Annotated in this window: 14 protein-coding genes and 2 pseudogenes; 11 read left to right on the forward strand and 5 right to left on the reverse strand. The window is 60.1% G+C overall.

Going from position 1 to position 20,821, the window contains the following annotated elements:
• The first annotated feature begins 9 nt into the window (after window positions 1–9).
• Both pncB and nadE read left to right on the forward strand, forming a co-directional pair.
• The gene (gene pncB / locus GV818_RS19720) at window positions 10–1,239 is read left to right on the forward strand and encodes a nicotinate phosphoribosyltransferase (protein ID WP_161759154.1); all 1,230 of its coding nucleotides are present in this window, start codon (window positions 10–12) and stop codon (window positions 1,237–1,239) included.
• A gap of 1 nt (window position 1,240) precedes the next feature.
• The gene (nadE, locus tag GV818_RS19725; RefSeq protein ID WP_161777288.1) at window positions 1,241–2,068 is read left to right on the forward strand and encodes an ammonia-dependent NAD(+) synthetase; all 828 of its coding nucleotides are present in this window, start codon (window positions 1,241–1,243) and stop codon (window positions 2,066–2,068) included.
• Window positions 2,069–2,140: 72 nt separating this feature from the next.
• Here nadE and GV818_RS19730 read toward each other — a convergent pair whose 3' ends face one another.
• Both GV818_RS19730 and GV818_RS19735 read right to left on the reverse strand, forming a co-directional pair.
• Complete coding sequence (locus GV818_RS19730; protein WP_161777289.1) at window positions 2,141–2,590, reverse strand: hypothetical protein; 450 nt, start codon at window positions 2,588–2,590, stop codon at window positions 2,141–2,143.
• Entirely contained in the window at window positions 2,587–2,973 is a 387-nt protein-coding gene (locus GV818_RS19735) for a GFA family protein (protein ID WP_161777290.1), read from the reverse strand. Before GV818_RS19735 ends, GV818_RS19730 begins: the two co-directional genes overlap by 4 nt.
• Window positions 2,974–3,556: 583 nt before the next feature.
• Here GV818_RS19735 and fae point away from each other — a divergent pair.
• From fae to GV818_RS19755, 4 genes are all read left to right on the forward strand, one after another.
• Entirely contained in the window at window positions 3,557–4,069 is a 513-nt protein-coding gene (gene fae / locus GV818_RS19740; protein ID WP_161777291.1) for a formaldehyde-activating enzyme, read from the forward strand.
• A gap of 10 nt (window positions 4,070–4,079) precedes the next feature.
• Entirely contained in the window at window positions 4,080–5,114 is a 1,035-nt protein-coding gene (locus tag GV818_RS19745) for an aldo/keto reductase (protein ID WP_161777292.1), read from the forward strand.
• Window positions 5,111–6,544 (forward strand): NAD-dependent succinate-semialdehyde dehydrogenase, encoded by a 1,434-nt coding sequence (locus GV818_RS19750; protein ID WP_161759160.1) that lies wholly within the window; start codon window positions 5,111–5,113, stop codon window positions 6,542–6,544. Before GV818_RS19745 ends, GV818_RS19750 begins: the two co-directional genes overlap by 4 nt.
• Before the next feature lie 87 nt (window positions 6,545–6,631).
• A complete protein-coding gene (locus GV818_RS19755; protein WP_161777293.1) occupies window positions 6,632–7,990 on the forward strand; it encodes an MFS transporter in 1,359 nt (452 codons plus the stop codon).
• Between the two features lie 102 nt (window positions 7,991–8,092).
• Here the strand turns inward: GV818_RS19755 and GV818_RS19760 are convergent, their stop codons facing one another.
• The gene (locus GV818_RS19760; RefSeq protein ID WP_161777294.1) at window positions 8,093–8,968 is read right to left on the reverse strand and encodes a LysR substrate-binding domain-containing protein; all 876 of its coding nucleotides are present in this window, start codon (window positions 8,966–8,968) and stop codon (window positions 8,093–8,095) included.
• A 267-nt stretch (window positions 8,969–9,235) separates the two neighbouring features.
• Window positions 9,236–10,168: pseudogene (locus GV818_RS19765) on the reverse strand (hypothetical protein); the annotation flags it as partial.
• A gap of 680 nt (window positions 10,169–10,848) precedes the next feature.
• Between GV818_RS19765 and tssI the strand changes: the two are divergent.
• The 3 genes and pseudogenes from tssI to GV818_RS19780 all read left to right on the forward strand — a co-directional run bounded on the left by tssI (window position 10,849) and on the right by GV818_RS19780 (window position 16,257).
• Window positions 10,849–12,900 (forward strand): annotated as a pseudogene (gene tssI, locus GV818_RS19770) (type VI secretion system tip protein TssI/VgrG).
• Window positions 12,897–13,730: a DUF4123 domain-containing protein gene (locus tag GV818_RS19775; RefSeq protein ID WP_161777295.1), complete on the forward strand. Its 834-nt coding sequence runs from the start codon at window positions 12,897–12,899 to the stop codon at window positions 13,728–13,730. Before tssI ends, GV818_RS19775 begins: the two are co-directional and overlap by 4 nt.
• A gap of 19 nt (window positions 13,731–13,749) precedes the next feature.
• A complete protein-coding gene (locus GV818_RS19780) occupies window positions 13,750–16,257 on the forward strand; it encodes a LysM peptidoglycan-binding domain-containing protein (protein WP_161777296.1) in 2,508 nt (835 codons plus the stop codon).
• Between the two features lie 44 nt (window positions 16,258–16,301).
• On the opposite strand, the gene GV818_RS19785 is transcribed toward GV818_RS19780, so the two are convergent.
• Complete coding sequence (locus GV818_RS19785) at window positions 16,302–17,294, reverse strand: formylglycine-generating enzyme family protein (protein ID WP_372242104.1); 993 nt, start codon at window positions 17,292–17,294, stop codon at window positions 16,302–16,304.
• Between the two features lie 652 nt (window positions 17,295–17,946).
• Between GV818_RS19785 and GV818_RS19790 the strand changes: the two genes are divergently transcribed.
• Window positions 17,947–18,885 carry a LysR substrate-binding domain-containing protein gene (locus GV818_RS19790; protein ID WP_161759164.1) on the forward strand — a complete coding sequence of 313 codons (939 nt, stop codon included), beginning with the start codon at window positions 17,947–17,949 and terminating at the stop codon, window positions 18,883–18,885.
• Between the two features lie 394 nt (window positions 18,886–19,279).
• The gene (gene aldA, locus GV818_RS19795; RefSeq protein WP_161777298.1) at window positions 19,280–20,704 is read left to right on the forward strand and encodes an aldehyde dehydrogenase; all 1,425 of its coding nucleotides are present in this window, start codon (window positions 19,280–19,282) and stop codon (window positions 20,702–20,704) included.
• Window positions 20,705–20,821: the final 117 nt, after the last annotated feature.

Here is a 20,821-nt window from a genome sequence, read left to right on the forward strand (position 1 = left end):
GAAAGCCCCATGGAAAGTGCATTCGATCGCAACAACGGCGTGATCCAGAGCCTGCTGGACACCGACTACTACACCTTCACCATGATGCAGGCGGTGCTGCACCAGCACCCCAATGTCGATGTCGAGTATCAGTTCATCGTCCGTTCCAAAGAGTCCCTGGTGCACCTGATCCCCGAGATTCGCCAGGAGCTGGAGAAGCTGGCCGGCCTGCAGATGCGTGAAGGCGAGCAGCGTTTCCTGTTCAGCAAGAAGTTTCGCGAGTACCTGACACCGGATTTCGAACAGTTCCTTGGCCTGTTCCGTTTCAACCTGCGCTACATCCATGTGGCCGCTGTCGATGGCCAGTTGAGCATTCGTGTGCGTGGCCCGATGTTGCACTGCATCATGTTCGAGCAGCCGGTGCTGGCGATGGTCAGCGAGTTGCGCAACCGCGACAAATACCCGGAAGTGGAGCTTGCGGACGTCACTCGCCGGCTCTACCAGAAATTCGAATGGCTGGAGAAAAACGCCAGCCAGGAAGAGCTCGCCGAATTTCGTGTCTCGGACTTTTCCACCCGTCGGCGCCTGTCGTTCAAGGCCCAGCGCGAAGTGGTGAAGATCATGCGCAGCGACTTTCCCGGGGTGTTCGTCGGCACCAGCAACGCCCACCTGGCCTACGAGTTCGACCTGCCGCTGATCGGCACCATGGCCCACCAGTGGTTGATGGTGCACCAGCAACTGGGCCGGCTGCGGGAAAGCCAGAACGCCGCCCTGGAAAACTGGGTGCGCGAGTACCGCGGACGCCTGGGCATTGCCTTGACCGACTGCATCAGCACCGACTTTTTCCTCAAGGATTTCGACCTGTACTTCGCCAAACTGTATGACGGCCTGCGCCAGGATTCCGGTGACCCGATCGTCTGGGCCGACAAGGTCCTGGCCCGCTACCGCGAGCTGGGCATCGACCCGCGGACCAAGGACCTGATGTTCTCCGACGGCCTGAACTTCGAGAAATGCCTGCCGATCCTGCGCCACGTGCGTGGCCAGGCCAGGTTCGGTTTCGGCATGGGCACCAGCCTGGCCTGCGACGTCGAGGACGTCGAGCCCCTGAGCATCGTGATGAAGCTGGTGCGGGTGCACGGCGAGCCGGTGGTGAAGTTCTCCGATGACCCGATCAAGAACGTTTGCGAAGACCCGTCGTTCCTGCGCTACGCGGCGCAGGTGTTCAGCGTCGACCTTGCCCACTCGCCCCTGGAGGCCTGATATGAGCAACCAAACCCAAGCACGCATTGCCCGGGAACTGGGCATCGATCGTCAACTGGCCCGCGGTGGCGAGGCGGGCGAAATCGCCCGCCGCGTAGCGTTCATCCAGCAGGTGCTGGGCGAGTCCGGTTGCAAGACCCTGGTGCTGGGCATCAGCGGCGGCGTCGATTCCCTGGTCGCCGGTCGCCTGTGCCAACTGGCGGTGGAGCAGCTGCGCGGGGCAGGGCACGAGGCCAGGTTTATCGCCATGCGTTTGCCTTACAAGCACCAGGCCGATGAGCGTGACGCCCAGGCGTCCCTGGATTTCATTCGCCCAGACCAGATCACCACTAGCAACATCGGTGACTGCGTTGACGCCCTGATGACCTCGATCCAGAGCGACGACCTGCAGCCCTCGGCGGCACTGACGGATTTTGCCAAGGGCAACGTCAAGGCCCGGGCACGAATGCTCGCCCAATACGCCATGGCCAACTTCAACAACGGCCTGGTGGTGGGCACTGATCATGGCGCCGAAGCGCTGATGGGGTTCTTCACCAAATACGGTGACGGTGCCTGCGACCTGGCCCCGCTCTCGGGGCTGACCAAGAGCCAGGTGCGGATGCTCGCCGATGCCCTGGGCGCTCCCGGGTATCTGGTGCACAAAGCGCCCACCGCGGACCTCGAAGAACTGGCACCGGGCAAGCTGGATGAAGAGGCCTATGGCTGCAGCTACCAAGAGATCGATGCCTACCTGATGGGTGAAACGGTGCCCGATACGGTGCGCAGCCTGATCGAAAACGCCTACACCCGCACTGCCCACAAACGCGCCTTGCCACGCACCCCTGCCTGAATTGAGCAGATTCTTGTCGGCGCTGGCTTGCCAGCGAAGAGACCCGCAACCCCGCCTCAACGGGCCAGGCTCTCAATCCGGCCATTTCCTCAATGCTGCCCGGCAGTCTTCTGTCAGCTCGGCCATGTGCTCTTGCACCTCTGGCCAACCCAGCATCTCCAGCGCCTCCCGGGCACCTTGGCGCAGCGGCTGCCATTGCCCATGCTCGAAGCCGTTGTCCTCAAGAGTCACTCCATAGGCTTGCCGGCATAAGGTTTCACAGGCCTGTAACAAGGCTTGCAATCGCAGGTGCAGTTGTGGCGCCAGATGCGCAGGAAAGTGCTGCAGATAATCGAGATGGTCTGACCATAGGTTGCACTCGGCGCAGCAGTCGATTGCCTCTCGTTGCTGGTCCGCCTCCAGGACCAGGAACTCCAGGGCCGGGCCCAGTTCGCCCACCAGGATGATCTTTGAGTATTGCTCCTGGCCGTACCAGGTCCAGATGTTCGAGGCGAGGGCGGCGCCGCGGTCATTGTGGTTCACGGAGCGACTCCGGCCTGCCACCAGCGTGGCCGTTTACCGCTGAAGGAGTGATGAGTCGGCATCAGCGCCTTGCGGTTGTTACTGTCGAATGTACCCAGCAGCAAGGCAATGGTCGGCTCATCGTCGATGGCCCCCAGGGAGCTGCCGCATTGCGAACAGAACGCCCGGCTCGAATAGTCCGATGACCTGTAGGTGGCTGGCGCGCCGCCGGGGCCGGTCCAGCTCACCTGCTCCCGGGGGAATTCGACCCAGGCCACGGTCAGCGCTCCGCTGTGCCGTTGGCACAGTTTGCACGAGCAGGTATGGGGGTTGGCGGCGGGGCCTCGGGCCTCGAAACGGATCTGCCCGCACAGGCAGCCACCCTGGTAGATCATTGCGGTCATCACGGCTTCCCTGGCGCGCTGCAAAATCGAAGGGCGACTCTAGCATGTCCGCCTGCTGGCGCGTCCCCCTCAACGGCTCGGGTTTCGTGGGCGTTGCCAGGGTGTTCGATGACGCAGCCCGGACCTCAGTCGCGCTCTGCCCGATTCAGGGCGTTGAGCGCCGCGCCGGCCTTGTCCAGCCATTGCTGGCGGGGTTGTGGGCCACGCCGATGTCGGGTTGCGCCATGAGGCTGATTTCAGCGTCATCGAGCCACACACACCGGGCCAACAGTGCCTTCGGCAGCATGGGGCATGGCGAGCCTGGTCCAAGCTCCTCGCAAGGCTATGACTAAAGCTCATGGGCGCATGACTTTTAATGGTTACGGGCCCCCGCAAGCCCGGTGATACAACAGCGCCAACCCAGCTCATCCATAACAACAAAGAGCGTTTGCGCCATGACTCCATCTCTCCCAACCCGGTTTCCGGGTGACCGCTGCGCCCGTTCCGGGCTGCGCTCTTTGAGCTCTACGTTCGACCCGCTCCGGCCCCAGCGTCGCTGATCCGGTTCGCTCCTTTCCTCTGCGTCCTCAAAGAGTAAGCACCCATGACACCACTCGACCTGTATATCGGTGAAGGCTTCGAAGGCCCGGGCGTCAACGCCGCCCATATCAATATCCTCATCGGCCCGCGCAACGGTCCCGCCGGGCAGGCTTTCGCCAGCAGCCTGGCTTCGCCGAGCCAGGGCCACTGCCCGTTCATGGTGATCGCCCAGCCGAACATCCCGGTCAAGCCCATGACCCTGTACGTGAACAAGGCGGCCATCGCCAGCGAGCTGCACGGCAACGCCACCTGGGGCGCGTCCCAGGCCGGGATTGCCAAGGCGGTGCTGGAGGCCTTGCTGGACGGCACCTTGCCGGCCGAAGCCGAAGACCAATGGGCCATCGTCACCGCCAACTGGGTCAACCCGGCCTGCGACGACCTGGATGCGGTCTACCTGAACAACTACAACGCCTGCCGCACAGCGATTCGCGCGGCCCTGGCCGGCAAGCCCGAACGCGCCCAACTGGCCGACGTGGTGAACCAGATCAGCAACCCGTTCTACACCCCCAAAGCCTGAGGAGCAGCGCATGCAATACATTCGTTTGGGCCATTCCGGCCTGCAAGTCTCGCGCCTGTGCCTGGGCACCATGAACATGGGCACTCCGGACTGGAAACCCTGGATCTTCGATGAAAAGCAAAGCGAGCCGATCGTCGCGCACGCCCTGGATCACGGGGTGAATTTCATCGACCTGGCGGATTTCTATTCCGCCGGCGTCGGTGAGCAAGTGGTGGGGCGCATCGTCAAGCGCCTGGCCCGCCGCGAGGACCTGGTGATCACCACCAAGGTCGGCTACGGCACCCGCAGCGGGATCAACGCCAGCGGCCATTCGCGCAAGCACATCCTCGACAGCATCGATGCCTCGCTCAAGCGCCTGGACATGGATTACGTCGATGTCTTCATGCTGCATTACTTCGATGTGAACACCCCGGTGGAAGAGACCATGAGCGCGATGAACGACATCGTGCGCGCCGGCAAGGCCCGCTACATCGGCGTGTCCACCATGCTCGCCGGGCAACTGGCGAAGATCCTCATGGCCTGCGAGCGCAACGGCTGGGTCAAGCCGATCAACATGCAGCTGCAACTGAACTGTGCCTACCGCGAGGAAGAGCGCGAGATGATCCCGTTCTGCCGCGACCAGGGCCTCGGTGTGTCGGTGTTCAGCCCGCTGGCCCGAGGGCTGCTCACCGGCGACGTGCAGTCGACCCGCAATCAGACCGACTTCTTCACCCAGCAGATGTACAGCGACGAAGCCTCGCTGCAGATCGCCCATTCGGTGCAGCGTGTGGCCCGTGCCCGTGGCGTACCCAATGCGCAGATCGCCCAGGCCTGGGTGCTCAACCATTCGGGTGTCGATTGCATGCTGGTGGGGGCCGACACCACCGAACAGTTCGACAGTGCCCTGGCGGCCCTCGATACGCCGCTGGATGCCGAGGAGCTGCACGAGCTGGAGCGCAACTACACCCCGTGCGATGTGATCAACGATTACACCGCAGGCTGTCGCATCCTGCGCAGTGCCCGTCCGGGCCTTGAGCGCTTCACCCTGACCGAGGCCGTGGCATGAGCACGCTGATCCGCAATGGCAACTACATCGATGGCCAATGGTCCCACGGTGGCCCCAGCTACCGGGTGTTCAACCCGGCCAACGGCGAGCTGATCGCCGAGGTACAGAAGGCCGGTGCCGAAGCCACGGACCTGGCCATCGCCGCCGCCAACCGCGCCTTGCCGGCGTGGCGCAAGCTCACCGCCAAGGAACGCAGCCAGAAGCTCAAGCGCTGGAGCGAGCTGATGCTGGGCAACCAGCGTGAACTGGCCACCTTGCTCAGCCGCGAGCAAGGCAAGCCGCTGGCCGAAGCCATGGGTGAAGTGGTCTACGCCGCGAGTTTTCTCGAGTGGTTCGGCGAGGAAGCCAAGCGCGCCTATGGCGACGTGATCCCCAGCCACAAGGCCGATGCGCGAATCATCGTGACCAAGGAAGCGATTGGCGTGGTGGCGGCCATCACCCCCTGGAACTTCCCGCTGGCCATGGTCACGCGCAAGGTCGGCCCGGCCCTGGCCGCTGGTTGCACGATGATCCTCAAACCCTCGGAAGAGACACCGTTGTCGGCCTTCGCCCTGGCGGTACTGGCCGAACAGGCGGGTATTCCAGCCGGCGTGTTGAACATCGTTTCCGGTGATGCAGTGGCCATCGGCGGCGCGCTGCAAGCCTCCAGCGTGGTGCGCAAGCTGTCGTTCACCGGCTCGACCCGCACTGGCAAGCTGCTGATGCGCCAGGCCGCCGACACCCTGAAAAAAGTCTCCCTGGAACTGGGCGGCAACGCGCCGTTCATTGTTTTCGACGATGCCGACCTGGATGCCGCGGTGAAGGGCGCCATGGCTTCGAAGTTCCGCAACACCGGGCAGACCTGCGTGTGCGTCAACCGCTTCTTTATCCAGGACAGCGTGTACGAGGCCTTCACCCGCAAGCTGGCAGACGCGGTCGCGGCCATGCGCGTGGGCAGCGCCTTGGACGGTGATACCGAGCAGGGCCCGCTGATCAACGCGGCGGCGCTGGCCAAGGTCGAGCTGCATGTCGGCGATGCGCTGGAGAAGGGCGCGACGTTGCTGTGTGGCGGTCGCCGGCATGCACTGGGCGGGACCTTCTTCGAGCCGACCATCCTCACTGAAGCCACCGGCGACATGCTGATCGCCCAGGAAGAAACCTTCGGCCCAGTGGCCGCCTGTTTCCGTTTCAAGGACGAGGCCCAGGTGCTGCAGCAGGCCAACGACACGCCCTTCGGTTTGTCCGCCTATTTCTACAGCCGTGACATCGGTCGGGTGTGGCGCATGGCCGAAGGCCTGGAGGCCGGGATGGTCGGGATCAACGAAGGGATCATCTCCACCGAAGTGGCGCCGTTCGGCGGGATCAAGGAATCCGGTCTCGGCCGCGAAGGTTCCAGGTACGGCCTGGACGACTACCTGGAGATCAAATACCTGCTGATGGGCGGCCTCTGAAGCCAGGCCCCTTGCCGCATACGGCTGCGGCAAGGGGTGCTCGACCCCGATTCATCTCTTATTCAAAAACAATAAACGGAGACGAACATGACCACCGCAACCGTCAAGATCGATGACCTGCCGATTGGCCGGTTCCACCTGAAGATCGCCGGGCTGACGTTCGGCGCGCACTTCACCGATGGCTACATTCTTGGCCTGATCGGCATTGCCTTCACCCTGCTCAGTCCGCAGATGCAGTTGGACGCCTTCTGGCAGGGGCTGATCGGCGCCTCGGCGCTGATCGGGCTGTTTATCGGCAGCCTGTTCTTCGGCTGGATCTCCGACCACCTGGGACGGCAGAAGATCTTCCTGGTCAGCTTCGTGCTGATCACCCTGGCCTCGGTGATGCAGTTCTATGCCGAGACCGCCATGGGCCTGTTTTTCTGCCGGGTGCTGATCGGCATTGGCCTGGGCGGCGATTTCAGCGTCGGCCACGCGATGCTCGCCGAGTTCGCGCCGAAAAAGCACCGCGGCGTATTGCTCGGTTCGTTCAGCGTGATCTGGACCTTCGGCTACGTCGCCGCGACCTTTATCGGCACCGCCATGCTCAGCCTGGGCGATGACGCCTGGCGCTGGATGCTGGCATCCTCGGCGATCCCGGCCGGGTTGATCCTGCTGGCGCGCATCGGCACCCCGGAGTCGCCGCGCTGGCTGGTCAATCGTGGGCGCATTGCCGAGGCCCGGGCCATCGTGCACAAACACCTGGGTGCCAACGTGGTGCTCGACGAACAGCCCAGCGGCGAAAGCCGTTCCGGCTACGCGGTGCTGTTCAGCCCCGAGTACCGCAAGCGCACGGCGTTCAACTGCCTGTTCTTCGTGTGCATCGTCATGCCGTACTTCGCCATCTACACCTTCTTGCCATCGATCCTGCAGAAGATGGGCCTGGCCGAAGGCTTCGGCACCGAGTTGATGCTCAACCTGCTGTTGATCCTCGGTGCGCTGATCGGCATCTGGTGCACGGTGAAATTTTCCCGCCGGGGGTTTTTGATCAACTCCTTCATCATCCTCGCCGTGGCATTGCTGCTGTTGGCGGTGCTGCCGGGCAGTGCGGCCTGGCTGATGGTGCTGCTGTTTGGTGTTTTCACCCTGGTGTTGTCGGCGGTGAGCAACCTGGTGGGGGTGTTCCCGGCAGAGAGTTTTCCCACTGAAGTGCGCGCCAGCGGCATCGGCCTGGCCACCGCCGTCAGTCGCCTGGGTTCGGCCATCAGCACCTTTCTGCTACCGGTGAGCGTGGCCGGGATCGGCCTCAGCCCAACCATGGCCATCCTCGCGGCGATCCTTGCCCTGGGGGCCTGGATCTCCTGGGCCTGGGCGCCGGAAACCAAGTCCCTGACGTTGAGCCAGGCGTGCAGCGTGCACAGCCCTGAACCTGTCGCCAACCTGCCCAAGGTCGTCGCGCCGATCTGATGTTGCAGGAGCCGGCTGGCCGGTGAAGAACGCCTTGAGCCTTGTGCGTTGTTGAGCGTCGTCGCTGGCAAGCCGCTGGCGGTCGACGCTGTGCGGCGAGGTTCAAGGGTTGCTCACCAGGCTCAGCCATTGGGTGAACAGCCGCACCTTGGACAACCCCTGCCGATCACTCGCCACCTCAAGCCAGTAACCGTAAGGGCCGATCACTTCTACCGGAGTGATCGGCAGCAGGCGTCCGTCCGCCAGTTCCCGCTCGATCATCTGCCGGTCGATCACCGCCAGCCCGCCACCTGCCAGGGCGGTATGGATCACTTGGTCCAGGGTGCTGAACTCAAGGCCCGCTTGGGCGTCGACATCGTCCCGGCCCATGGCCGCCAGCCAGTTCTCCCAGACCCGCAGGCGCTTGCCGTCATGCAGGATGTGCAGCAGGGGAAAGCGGCGCAGGTCCGGTGCCTGGCCGGCACTGAACAGCTCCGGGCTGGCCACCGCGATATGGCGCTCCATCACCAGCAACTGGCTGTGGCAATGCGTGGCGGCGTGCATGCCGAAACGGATCTCACAGTCGATTTGCGCCGGGCTGTCATGGCTGTTGTGCTGGGTCACGCTGAGGCTGATGTCCGGGTAGCGCTGGCAGAAGTCGCGCAACTGCGCCGACAGCCAGCGGGTGGCCCAAGTCGGCGGCGCGACAATCCGCAGGCGTTGGCGCAGGTTGGGCACGCGCAATGCTTGCAGCGCCCGCTCCATGTGATCGAAGGCCTGCCCCAGGTTCGGCGCCAGGGCTGCGCCGGCCTCGGTCAGTTCCAGGCCTCGCGGGTTGCGGCTGAACAGCGCCACCCCGAGGTAATCCTCCAGTTGCTTGATCTGTCGGCTGACGGCGCCCTGGGTGACGCTGAGGACCTGTGCGGCCTGGCTGAAGCTGCGGTGGCGGGCGACTTCTTCGAAGACCCGGAGCATGTTCAGGGAGGGCAGTTGACGCATGGCGGGCAGACTCCGCACCTGGCGCCAGGAAGGAGCGGCCGAGCCTGGCAGGCGGGGCGCTGGACGTGGCGGGGCAGGCTTATTGTTGTTGTAAGGCGCTTGTTCAGCGCGCCCATCTTACCCTGTAGCCGCCCTTGGAGGGTGCTGGCTTGCCGGCCAAGAGGACCTTGAGATCGCCTTCGCCGGCAAGCCGGCTCCTACAGGGTTTCCGGCGATATCCCTGTCAGCTGTAGGAGCTGGCTTGCCAGCGAAAGGGCCGGCAAAGATTCAGAAGTAGTAGCCAATATTCACATACAGCTGGTTTTCCCACTGGTTGCTGCCGCCGGGGCCCAGGCTCTGGGCATAGCTGCTGCCGCCGATGTAGGGATCGTTCTTGCCGAACAGCCACTCGGTGGCGACCCACAGTCGGCTCAGCGAAAACGAGCTGCCAAGGATCATCCGTTGCGAGGTCTGGTAGCCGCTGGCGGATTTCTCGAAGGCGCTGTAGTTGGTGTACAGCTTGATCCCGCTGACCTGGTCGAACAGGTACTTGCCGTCCACCGCATAGCTCAGGTCGGCGACATACAGGTTGCCGCGACTGGCGACGTTGAAGGTGCCGTCATAACCGCCCAGGGTCACCAGCTCGTCGGTGCCCGGATTGCGCGGCGACATCTGCTGGCGCGCCGCCTGCAACTGCACGCCCCAGGGCCCGTTCTTGCCCAGGTAGTGCAGGGCCAGGGCATTGCGCCGGCCATCGTGGCGGGTGTCGTTGTTCTTCAGGGTCGAGGTCAGGCCGGAGACCCCGACTTCCGAGGCCCAATCCCCCAGTTGCACGGCCCTGGCCAGCCGCAGCACCAGGGTATTGCGTTCACGGTTGTCACTGCCATCGGCCACGTAGCGGTCGGCGGAGGACACCACGCTGGAGTAGGTACGGCCGTTGCTGGTGCCCTTGCCTTGCCAGGCCGGGCGCAGGTAATAGCCGGCCTGGAGATTCCACGCGCCGCTCTGCTGGATGTACTTGGCGCCGACCTGTTCGATGTCCTCCAGGCCCACCACGTTGCCCAGGGTTTCGAAAAAGCTACTGCCGAAATACGGCTGCAGGCCGAAGGGGATCTGGTTCAGGCCGACCTGCACCTGCTGTTCGGGGGTGAAGCGGTAGCCGATCCAGGCGCTTTCGGCGAAGGCGATGTCGCCGACCTTGTCGGTGTAGCGATAGGGGTACTTGGATGGCATTTATGACGGCCTGTGCTGCTGGGGCGGCTCTAGCAACCTGCGCCGTGCCGAGGTGGGTGAACTGGGACGCATTCTGTTGCAGCCTGCACATCAGGGCGGTTGCAATGTCACATACGAAGTGATTGACCATGCCAATGGCCGTTTCGAAGAGAGGAAAGCAATATCGATACGGTCATGGCAGTCTTGAATATGGCGCCGCTAGCGTCTGAAAGTTTTCGCGTACGATTTTTTCCGAATTCTGTAGGTATTCCCAATGCCTCTCGCATTAGCTGCGAGACATTCTGGATATCTGAAAGCCCAGACTGATTTTGGGACTTCTCCTACAGTAAATCCTGTTCGGCTTTGTTAGCGTGAGCAGCTATTTACATAGCTCTGGCTAGGTATGGTCGGGTTGTTGTGCGTTTGGGACTTGCCTTCATTTACAGGCCAGAGCTAGCCCTATAGCAAAGTAAAAAAGAACAGAGGATGTTCAACTTTTGCCCAAATAAAAAGCTTCAGCTTAAACGATCAATGTTTCAAATATTGCCTTCAAACTCTCGCTCTCCCTCGAAAAATTCCAGCAGCAGGTCTGATGCATTAACGGTAGGCGCTGCTCTCCTCCCTGCTTTTCGCTCTGGGAGAAGCTCTGCTTTGCTGGTTTTTTTATTTCCCTGCTTAAGGAAAAGCCTATGTTCGCGCCAGCCAATACCGCGCATTTCGAACTACAGATCCCCTCTGTACGCAACGATTTCAAGGTGCTGACCTTTGATGGCCTTGAGGCCCTCAGCGCCTTGTATGCGATTCGGATTGAGTTGGTCAGTGAGTACCCCGATTTTGATCTGGAGAGCCTGCTCTGCCAGCCGGCCTTTCTTCAGTTTGGTCTGGGTGGTGAAGGGATTCATGGGCACATCGAAGATGTGCAGATGGGGAAAGCGGGTAAGCGCTTGACCCGTTATCACCTGACCTTGGTCCCCGTACTGCACTATCTGCAATTCAGCTACAACCAACGAATTTTCCAGCACTTGAGCGTGCCGCAAATCGTTACTCAGGTGCTCAAGGGCCATGGCCTGCAGACAGATGTATTTACCTTCCATGTCAGTGCCAGCCCCGAGCGCGACTATTGCACTCAGTACGGCGAAAGTGACTTCGACTTTATCCAGCGTCTGTGCAGTGAAGACGGCATCGCCTGGCACCACCAGCACAGCCAGGACGGTCACCGCCTGGTGTTCAGTGAAGACCAGACCTATTTTCCGAAACTTGGCCCGACTCCGTATCAACCCGGCAGCGGCCAAGTTGCCGATCACCCTGTGGTCAGCCAGTTCTCCCAGCGCTTCAGCACCCGTACCAGCACCACAACGCGCCGTGACTACGATTTCAAACGGCCTAGCCTATTGCTAGAAAACCAATTCACCGCCGAGTTCAGCCCCGCGCTGGAGGATTATCGCTACCCGGTGCCGATGACCTCGCTGGAGCACGGCAAGGTGCTATCGAGGCGGGCCCTTGAGCGCCACCGAGCGGACTATCAACTGGCTGAAGGTCACAGCGATCAGCCGACCCTGCGCAGCGGGCATTTTTTTGACCTGACCGACCATCCACGCAAGACGTGTAACGATTTATGGCTGTTGCTCAGCGTCCATCACTCGGGCAAACAACCGCAAGCTTTGGAAGAGTCGATCACCCATGAGGAGCCCCCCGCAGATGGCTTCACCCAGGGTTACCGCAACCGCTTCAGTGCGATTCCCTGGGACGTGTTCTACCGTCCACCGCTGGTCACCCGTAAATCAGTGCTGGTCAGCCAGACCGCCCGTGTGACGGGGCCGCCCGGAGAAGAAATATTTTGTGATGAATATGGCCGTGTCCGTGTCGAGCTGCCCTGGGATCGAGCTGAACGCAACAGTGAGAAGAGCAGTTGCTGGCTGCGCGTGTCATCCAGCTGGGCGGGAGATGGTTTTGGTGCAGTGACTATTCCACGCATCGGTATGGAAGTAGTAGTGACCTATTTAGAGGGCAACCCCGACCTACCGTTAATTACCGGATGCGTGGTGAATAAGCTCACCTCTACGCCATACCCCTTGCCGGCTAACAAAACCAAGACTGTGTTACGTAGCCACAGTTCACCACACAGTGGTGGCTACAACGAACTGTCGATTGAAGACCGCGCCGGGCAGGAACTGATCTATCTACGTGCTCAGCGTGATATGGAGCAGAGGATCGAAAATGATAGCCGGTTAGAAGTCGGTAACGAACGTCGAGAGACCATCAAGGGCAATAGCATCACGGTACTCGAAGCTGAAGAGCAACGTACCGTCATCGCTGACCGTAAAGTGGATCTCAAAGCCAACGACTATTTGCAGGTCGCTGGCAGCAGTCATACCCGTGTAGGGTAAACGGTGGTGATTGAGGCCGGACAACAAGTGCACATCAAGGCCGGTGCTCATCTGATACTCGATGCTGGGGTCAGTACGACATTGAAGGGGGGTGGTCAGCATATCGTGATTGGCCCTAGTGGTATTTTCAGCAGTACCAATATTGTAATTGGTGGTGCACCCGTTGCGGGAACCGCAGCAGCTCCCGTGTTGCCAGGGATGCTCGAAGGGTTGTCGGAGCCGGCAGTATTGCCGCTCCCTAGTCTTTCGTTTTACCAACAGCAGTCGGTGGCGGGGGCTCTCCTGCCAACTCCCGGCTGCCAGCTCGATGCATCGGGCCATTGCCCGATTCACCAACCAGGTAAAACGGCATGATCAAATCCATCTCATCGCCTTTTCAGGTGCCTGCCGCACCGGGATTCTTATGCGCGATTCTAGACGCTAGTTTTGACCCAGACTTGCAAGATCACGTTGACCAGGCCATCGGTTACGGTGCTGAGCGCTGCATCCCACTATTCGACAACACACCCTACGGAGCTCTGCAAGCTGCTGGGCCGTTCGTTTTGCTGTGTCCGCTGCCTGGTGCATTGATGGAGTACGCCGGCACGCTGCTTGAACAGGCCTACGCCGGGTGCGTGGCCTACCTGGAGAGTGAACACTCCTTCGAGCAGGCTATCGAGCATTGGCGCAGCCTGCTCACTGTCGGCACCGATGATACGCCGGCCCAACTGATGCGTTTTTTTGACCCTCGCTGGTTGGAGCCACTGCTGAACAGCCTTGATGAAACCCAGATGCTGAAATTCATGGGGCCGCTCACCGACATAGCTTGGCGCAACGAGCTGGGCTGGCGTCATTTGGCTCATCCTCGACCTGAACCAGGGGCAGAGATTCAAGATCCCGGATGGCTGCACTTGGGGTGCGAGCGTCAGGCCCTCATGGATCTTCAGCGCTTGAAGGTGTTGGCAGGACGGCTCGCCCAGGATTATCGGGCGGTATTGCCCATGCCCGAGCCAGTGGCGTTCGTGTATCAGCAACTGCTTGCGGCCCGGAACACAGGGTATCTGCAAGTGGCCGAGCAGGAGCGCTGGCTACGTCTGGCGCTGCGTCAGGGCGATGGCTTCTGGAACCGCTCCCCACATACCGAATTATTGGCCCGTGATGACCTGGGTCTTGGCGACAAGCTGATCGCGCTTGAGCGCCTCTGAATCACAAGGACGATGATGGATGAACAGTACTTACACGGTTCAAAGCGGCGATACATTGGGCCAAATTGCCCAGCAACACGGGGTTAAAGCGGCGGAAATACAAGCGCTGAATCCGATCATCAGTGACCCCAACCACATCAAGCCTGGTTGGGCTCTGAAGCTCCCCGACACTGCACGCAAGCTGGCATTGCCACCACCGATGTACGCGCATAACACCAGCTCTATCGCCATTAAAGGACAGGCCGAATGTGACGAAGAACTGGTCGATGTGGCCCACATTACTGGCGAATCGCACTTTTATGTACTGACCGACAAACAATCCAAGGCTTTGAAGCAGGAAATCAGCGCTGTTCAGAAACTGATGGATGAGCTGCATCAGAACCTGGCGAAAGCCTTGCCCATCACCCAATGCCAAAGGCCCCAAGACCCTAACTCCAGTTGCGCGTGTGCCGGTTGCGTGAAAGAGGCTTGGGGGGGCAAGGCTGAAGGTGCGGGATTGCTGATGCGCGTGCCCAAGCCCCTGCTAAACAAAGCCGCACCGCTGATGACCGATAAAGACCTTGAAGGACAACTGGCGACCTTGCAGAAGGCCCGTGCTTGGTATCAGAGTTACACGCCCAGTTTTTTTGGAACAACGCAGTTTGAAAGCAACTGGAAGTTTTTGCAGAGCAAAAAGGTGCTGGAGTTAGAGATAGATATTGCGGAGTTGCACGGCAAACTGGCGGCTCAAAGAACAGTCGAGCCGCAAGACAGCTCATCCCATGCCAATAGTGCTGCGCCCAATTTGAACTACGGCAAAGGGCGTAGTGTTGAAACTCAGCGTGGCAAGCAAAGCAGGACTGGTGTTTCTGTGGTGGAAATCATCCTGTTCAGCGATCCCACTCGTCGCCACTTTATCTCTATCCCATACCGCAACACTACCTCTTGGCGTGTTCGTGTTTCGACGCGGGCCATGGCCGGTAAACCGTTCAGTAAGCAATTGGCCGCGGATCTGATGAAGGACATCAAAGAAGCCGTCGGTGGCGGGCGCAAGGCCGGCCCTTTGGGTAACCTTGAACTCAAGATCAGTACCTGGAGCAGCAAGGAAGATAACCTGCTCAACACACTACATAAGGAAGTGACCTGGACGTCCAATCAGCGCGATGCGGCTCGCTATGCAGTATCCGCAGAAGCTCATGCTCTGCGCTTTGCTGCCAGCGCCAGTGCCGGCGTGAACAACTGGAACCCCAAAGAAGGCAGTATCGATGTTGGTGCGAAAGGCAGCGCCGCGTTCTCCCTGGCAGAGGCTTCAGCATCGTTGAACCGATTTTTCCCTAGCCGGGGCGGGTATGTCGCGAACATGTCGTATCGCAATGCCTTAGGTAAGGAAGTGCTGCACCCGATGGGCGTGTTTCGCGTGAGTGGCAAGCTGGAGTTGTCGTGCTTTGTCGGCGCTAAAGCGGGAGGAGAAGCGGGAGTCAAAGTCCAATACAAACCTACCGAAACCCCGGCTGGGGCTACTGCTCTGTTAGGTACACCGACCATGGAAGTCGGCCCCAGTGGCAACATTGGTGTCAAGGGCGATGCTTTTGCCGGAGCCCAAGCAGGTGGTGCGCTGAGCGGGGCCTTCGAGTGGGTTGAGCCGGACAATATGGGCAGAGGGAAAACCGTTGTCGGCCAGACCCATGCCAATAGCAGTTGGGCCAAACTGGCCGAGGTCAAGGCGGAAGGCAACATCGCTTTTGGTGTCGGTGCTAGCGGTGAGTTTGGTATCAGTATTTCCAAAAACCGATTGGCGTTTAACTGTAAAGGCTCTCTGGTGTTCGGGCCTGGTGCCGGTGGTGGATTTGGTACGTTGGTGGATCTTGAGCAGGTCGGAAAACTGACTTTACTGTTTTGCAATGCTCTGGCTGATATGGACTATAGACATTTATTGGGTGTGACGACGGAGGCTTTTGGCTATCTAACTACTGGGATATACCAAGTTGCAGTAGCGCCAGGTAAAGCAATTATCAATGCGTTTGATGATAGTGCTTTGAAAATGCGCGACTGGTGGATGGCGCGTGATGCATCGAAGGCCGAAGCGAAAAATTTGGCGAACTATGTGATCAAGCACAAATCCGATAAAGTATTGATGGTTAGGGGGCAACGTCTACCTTTTAGGCTACTTCCGCCAGAATCGCTTGGTCCAATGGTCTATATGTTGACGGAGGGATTTGTCGAGAGCTTTAATGAACTGCAAGAAGAGGCACTTGTAATTCTTCTTTCAGAGATACGGAGTTGGCGGCAATTTATCGAAGTGCTTGAGCACTGCTCGCCGAAGGCGGGAAAGGTAAATGCGATGGAGAGTCTGGAACGAATCAACGCATTGTTGGATGGGTATGAGCAAGGCCAGTTCAATCGATTTGTTGATGGCCTAGTAATTAATCAGACAACTAAGAGCTCGACGAGTTCGACCAGAATGGCGTGGAGTCCTAGCAATGCTTGGCGGAAAGAGAGAGTGCTGATAGCTGCTCGCAATAGCGGCAAATTTGATGGCTTAGCTTAGTAGTGCACTAAGAAATGGCACTAATTAGCGCCATTTTTTGAACGCTATATCTGCTTCTCTGATTGAATGGCACAGCGAAAACTCGCTCCTGCATAATGGCCATCCTGTACAGGTTCAACACTCCAGCGGCGAACTGTGTTGGCACTGAGTAGCGGATCCTCCAGCATATTTGCTCCTCTCCAGACCCGTTCGCTGCCAGTGTTTGGTCCTTGAGGGTTTTCGACGGGTGAATGGCGGTAATAATCTTTGTCATACCAATCATTGACCCAGTCAGTCGCATTACCTGAAAGGTTGTAGATACCCAATGGATTAGGGACGAATTTATCTACTGGGAATGTGTCCATTTCATCCGGTTCTGGAAAATTTCGTCCGTAATTCAAACTACCATTGTCGGTAGGGAACACTACGTGTTGGCCACGGTTTCGAGCGGCATATTCCCATTGCGCCTCAGTTGGTAGGTCGACCGGATAACCACTCACCTGGCCTAGCCAACCGCAATAATCCTTGGCCTCTTGCCAGCTTTGGGCCGGTGCAGGTAGGTTGGGCGCGTAGAGCTCCTTCAAATCTTCTCGCTTGCGATTTTCCGCATTAAATAGTGGTTTGCCCTGAGCGATAAAGAACAAGTCAAAATCGCCTAGCGTGGCTTGGAATTTCGACAGAGAGTAACTGCTCAGCTTAACGGGATGAACGAAGTCGTCGTCGCCATCCATACTGATGCGCCCCATCCGCTCTGGTTCGACACCGCATGGCCAATTGCACATATTGGTGGGGTCATCATCATAAGGCCAACCAAAATCCCCCATCTGAAACTCGCCACCTTCGACGAATACCATGTTGTCCAGAGACTGTACGACGGTACTGAGCAGCTTGCCACGAACCTCAGTGGGAAGTTTTGGGTATTTCTGTTCGATGGTCGCAGCAATCTGAGCAACTTTGTCAGGCGAGAGTTTTTGACTTTTAGGGAAAGGGGATGATTGTGCTTGGCAGCCAGTCAGCAGCAATAAAATATAGGTAGGTAACAAAATCTGTCTTATCACAGGAATATCCTTATATGTGTATATCCAATGCTCAAAGTCTACCATTTTTCTTGCTCGACATAACTTCACTTGCGAGGATTTAGAATGATTCGTCGGTATTTCTAAAGAGGTATTCAGCCGCCGGTGGCGCTATTGCGAACCTCAAAAAGGGTTACATTTTTTATATGAGATTCTGTCGTCGTTGAATCAATCAGCCGCAGCACGAACAGTGCAGCAATAACTGAGCACGGTGCGCTGAAACTGTCTTGCTTTCCCTGCGCTTCGCACAGGGCCGGGCTTTCGTGCTGCGCATGGAGTCAGGTCGAACAGCCGACCTGCCTCCACCCTTCGGGCATCAATCCCTAACGCCTCTAGCCTGACGGCCTGCGTGCTCCACTTGCTATAAGCGCTACGGCGAGTATTCGTGCCGAACACTCATACCGTTTTTCAACCGACGCTTGCAGGGTGCAGGCGTGGCAGGGCGAGTGGGGCATGGGCAGGGCTCGTGTGGTGGTTTTTTACAAGGTTCCCGCAGTGTTGGCATCCGCAGGTGGCGCGACAAACGATTTATTCGGTGCCTGAGCATGCGTAAAACGCATGTTAGCCAGTTGGCTGGCGATGCAGTGGCGTGCGATGCTTGGCGCCCCTCAGCCGCTGTCAGCGAGAGACTGCCGTGAAACGCAAGATGCCCGCGCTCAATGCGCTCAAAGCTTTCGAAGTCGCCGGCAGCACCGGCAGTTTTACCCGCGCCGCCGAGCTGCTCAACGTCACCCAGAGCGCGGTCAGCCGCCAGGTCCGGCAGCTGGAGGAACAGCTCGGGGAAAGCCTGCTGCAGCGCCGCCATCACCACCTCGAATTGACCAGCGCCGGGCGCGTACTGTTGCGGGCGCTGCACCAGTCCTTCGACAAGATCGAGCTGACCTTGCGCGGCATCCAGCAGCAATCCCACACCAATCGCCTGCACCTCAATGTGCCGCCGACCTTTGCCAGTCGCTGGCTGCTGCCGCGCCTGGGGCGCTTGCGCGAACAGCATCCGCAGTTGCAGTTGAGCCTGAGCACGCGCCTGCAGGACAGCCTGGTGCAAACCAGTACCCTGGATTGCGCGATTCGCTTCGGCGACGGTGAATGGGATGGCCTGGACAGCTCGCTGCTGTTCCAGGAGCGGCATATCGCGGTCTGCGCGCCATCGCTGCTGGCCCGCGAATCGACCGAGCAGGGCATCGACCTGACGCGCATGACGCTGCTGCATGTGCTGGCGCGCGAAGACCAGCGCTATCTGACCTGGAAGCACTGGCTGGACGCTGCGCGGATCAGCGGTGTCGACACTCAGGGCGGCTATGAATTCGACCTGCTGGACCTGGCCATCCGCGCCGCGGTCGAGGGCCTGGGGGTGACCATCGCCGACTGGCACATGGTGGCTGCGGAGTTGGCGGCCGGGCAGTTGACCCAGGTGCGCAATGTGCATGTGGAAGGCCATCAATCCTACTGGCTGGTGACCCGCCCGGAGCAGACCCAGATGCCGCAGTTGCAGGTGTTTGGCCAATGGCTGCAGGAAGAGATCTGGTTGGCGCAACGTCAGCTAGAACCTTCTACCGCCTCGACGCCCCTGTAGGAGCAGGCTTGGCCAGCTCAGGCCTGGGCAAGGGCCACGCAAGGCTCAAGGGGCGCTTCGCCGGCCAGGTGGCTCCTGCAAGGATGAAGTCAGTAACATGCGTTTTTCGAATGTTCTTTCGCGCAATTAATCGTTTGTCCTGATCGCGGCGGACGACAAGACTGCTGGCACTCACATAACAACAACCCGAGTGCCCAGCCATGCCGTATCCAGTCCTAGTCGATTGCCTGTCGCCGCGCCTTGTCCGTCATTTTCATCGTTGCCCGCAGGCCATTGACCGGCCCGCAGGCGCCGCCGCTGTGTCCGCTCGAACCTCCCAGACCCTTTGACCGCCGGGCCTGGATCGCCTCCAGGCTGCCTGCGCCACCTCTCTGCCAACCACGGGGCCATCTCCATGCGACTCGAGCGAAATTTTGTTAACGGTCACTTCATCGAACCTGCCAGCGACGCCTTGATCGCCGTCTACGATCCGGCCACTGAAACCTCGGTGGGCCAAGTCTCGGCGGCCACCCAGGAGGAGGCGACGGCTGCGGTGGTTGCCGCGGCCAAGGCACAAAAGCCGTGGGCGGCGCTCACCAGCATCCAGCGTGGCGATTACCTGCGCGCCCTGGCCGATGCCCTGGAGGCGCGCGCCGAGGCCATTGGCCAGGCCCTGGCCGCCGAGTCCGGCAAGAGCCTGCTGGACGCCAGCAACGAGGCCCGCTACGCCGCACAGATCACCCGCTACCACGCCGAGTGGGCACGGCGTATCGAAGGCGAAATCATCCCCAGCGACAGCCCCGACGAAAAGCTCTTCCTGCACCGCGAAGCGATTGGCGTGGTGGCCTGCCTGATTCCCTTCAACTACCCGGTCTACACCTTGCTGCGCAAGGTCGCGCCGGCGCTGATCGCCGGTAATACCGTGGTGGTGCGCCCGAGCAACAACACGCCGATCTCGGCCTTCGAGATTGCCCGGGCGGTGCAACAGGCCGGGCTGCCGGCCGGGGTGGTGAACATCCTGACCATGGATCACGCGACCGCGGCCACGGTTTGCACCCACCCGGCGGTGGGGATGATCACCCTGACCGGCAGCGTCAACGCCGGGCGCATCGTGCTCGACTACTGCAAGGCCAATATCGCCAAGCCGTCCCTGGAACTGGGGGGCAAGACCCCGGCGATCATCGAGGCCGACGCCGACCTGGAGCTGGCGGCCACTGCCATCATCGGTTCCAAGACCACCCACTGCGGCCAGCTGTGCACGGCGGTGGAGCGGGTCTACGTGCATGAAAGCGTGCATGAGCGGTTCCTGGCCTTGCTCAAGGACCAGATCAGCGCCGTGAAATTCGGCGACCGCCGCCAAGACCCGAGCTTGATGGGGCCGCTGGTCAATGCCGCGGCCCAGGCCAACATCCACGCCCTGGTACAGCGCGCCGTGGCCGACGGTGCGGTGCTCGAAAGCGGTGGTGTACTGCCCGCAGGCCCGGGGCATTTCTACCCGCCGACCCTGCTCAGCGGTTGCCGTCAGGACATGGAGATCGTCCAGGAGGAAATCTTCGGCCCGGTGCTGCCGGTGCTCAAGTACCGCGATATCGATGAAGCCCTGGCCCTGGCCAATGATCACCAGTTCGGCCTGTCCTCGGTGCTCTACACCGAGAACTACCGCACCGCGATGAAGGTTGCCGGGGCCATCGAGGCCGGCGAGCTGTACATCAACCGTACCCCGGCCGATCCCTACCAGGGTTATCACGCCGGCTGGAAACGCTCGGGGCTGGGCGGCGACGACGGCAAGCACGGCATGCTCGAGTTCACCCAGACCCGCCTGGTGGTCATGCCGTTCTAAAGACCGCCGCAGGTTCCAAGCGGCAAGCTTCAGGTGCAAGCGGCGCATGAGCTTTTGCCGCTTGAAACTCAAGGCTGGCCGCAGCTTCACCCCCTAATAACAACAATGAGGGCGCCG

This window comes from Pseudomonas sp. Fl4BN1, from assembly GCF_009908285.1.
Taxonomy (GTDB): Bacteria; Pseudomonadota; Gammaproteobacteria; order Pseudomonadales; family Pseudomonadaceae; genus Aquipseudomonas.

Excerpts from the sequence above, each read along its gene's own strand:
- pncB (WP_161759154.1), top strand. The coding sequence starts at position 10 with ATGGAAAGTGCATTCGATCGCAACAACGGCGTGATCCAGAGCCTGCTG.
- nadE (WP_161777288.1), top strand. The coding sequence starts at position 1,241 with ATGAGCAACCAAACCCAAGCACGCATTGCCCGGGAACTGGGCATCGAT.
- GV818_RS19735 (WP_161777290.1), bottom strand. The coding sequence starts at position 2,973 with ATGACCGCAATGATCTACCAGGGTGGCTGCCTGTGCGGGCAGATCCGT.
- fae (WP_161777291.1), top strand. The coding sequence starts at position 3,557 with ATGACACCACTCGACCTGTATATCGGTGAAGGCTTCGAAGGCCCGGGC.
- GV818_RS19745 (WP_161777292.1), top strand. The coding sequence starts at position 4,080 with ATGCAATACATTCGTTTGGGCCATTCCGGCCTGCAAGTCTCGCGCCTG.
- GV818_RS19750 (WP_161759160.1), top strand. The coding sequence starts at position 5,111 with ATGAGCACGCTGATCCGCAATGGCAACTACATCGATGGCCAATGGTCC.
- GV818_RS19755 (WP_161777293.1), top strand. The coding sequence starts at position 6,632 with ATGACCACCGCAACCGTCAAGATCGATGACCTGCCGATTGGCCGGTTC.
- GV818_RS19760 (WP_161777294.1), bottom strand. The coding sequence starts at position 8,968 with ATGCGTCAACTGCCCTCCCTGAACATGCTCCGGGTCTTCGAAGAAGTC.
- GV818_RS19775 (WP_161777295.1), top strand. The coding sequence starts at position 12,897 with ATGATCAAATCCATCTCATCGCCTTTTCAGGTGCCTGCCGCACCGGGA.
- GV818_RS19780 (WP_161777296.1), top strand. The coding sequence starts at position 13,750 with ATGAACAGTACTTACACGGTTCAAAGCGGCGATACATTGGGCCAAATT.
- aldA (WP_161777298.1), top strand. The coding sequence starts at position 19,280 with ATGCGACTCGAGCGAAATTTTGTTAACGGTCACTTCATCGAACCTGCC.